This is a genomic window from Corynebacterium sp. HMSC071B10, from assembly GCF_001814825.1.
GTDB lineage: Bacteria > Actinomycetota > Actinomycetes > Mycobacteriales > Mycobacteriaceae > Corynebacterium.
The window spans coordinates 1-986 of sequence record NZ_KV817988.1; the positions used below are offsets into that span (position 1 = coordinate 1).

At 57.4% G+C, this 986-nt stretch carries 1 protein-coding gene and 1 pseudogene; both read right to left on the minus strand.

The genetic code is table 11. The features are described 5' to 3' along the window. The coding region (locus HMPREF2990_RS02795) for an ATP-binding protein (protein WP_070762607.1) at nt 1-506 on the minus strand (506 nt) is incomplete at its 3' end. A 14-nt stretch (nt 507-520) separates the two neighbouring features. Then, nucleotides 521-986 (minus strand): annotated as a pseudogene (locus tag HMPREF2990_RS02800) (IS21 family transposase); the annotation flags it as partial.

A 986-nucleotide genomic window follows, 5' to 3' on the forward strand; every position in this document is an offset into this window, starting at 1 on the left:
AGGACATCGACATTGATCAGTTTCCGCATCGCATCGAGGTAGTTTTGGTCAGTCGGTGAGAAGACCGCCAACATGTCTACGAGTTGGTCCAGCCGGTAGTAGGCCACGGAGTATCCGGCTTGGCATGCGGCGACGCCGATGGCGCAGATTATGTATGTTTTCCCTGTTCCGGTCGGTGCGAGGATGTGAATGTTGGTCGGGTTTTCCCGCCAGTTCGTTGCCGCGATTCGTTTCAGTTGGCGCATGTTGATACCGCGCTGTTCTGCCCGGGTGACTTCAGCAAGGCTCGCATCCGGGTATCGGAATTGTGCCTGGGTGGTGGCTTTGGCGATGTTGCGTTGTTGCCGTTGTGTGTAGGCCTCTTCGACTGCGGCGAGGAAGATGTCCTCTGGTAGCGCATCCGCGTAGGCCTCGTCGTTGACAATCTCGTAGAAGACATCAGCGAAGGTCGATACGCGAAGTTTTCGCATTTTTGCCCGTATTGTTTCATCGTCGATGCTGCTCATGGTTCACACTCCTTCTAGTTTTCGTTGTGGTCAGCAGGCCGGATGAAGACGGCATCAGCTGCGTCGCCGGTAGGCGGGGCGGTTGGGCGTTGTTGGTTCTTCGTCGCGGGTTGTGTCCTTCGCCCTGGTGCAGCGGGGTGCTGCTGAGCGTGCGCAATGTCAGTCTGGATGCGCTTGATCACAGCCATAGTTGGAGCCAGCTTCTTTTCTAAGACCTGCTGGCACGCCGGCTCGAGGGTGGCTTTGCTGTGCTTTTTGCCCAGGTTGGCCAGCACGTTGCGTGCTTGGAGAAGTCCGCGGGGGACGGCGGCACTATTACGATCGAGGATCATCGCTATGACCGTGTGCGTTGCAGAACCGAACGACGAGGCCCAAGCCAAAAGTTCGTTGCGGGTGAGCGCCTTGTGGCCTTCGTCGTCGCCGCTTGGCCCATGGTTGGGATCAGTGGAGTACCGGTATTTAAATCCGTGAAGACGTGTG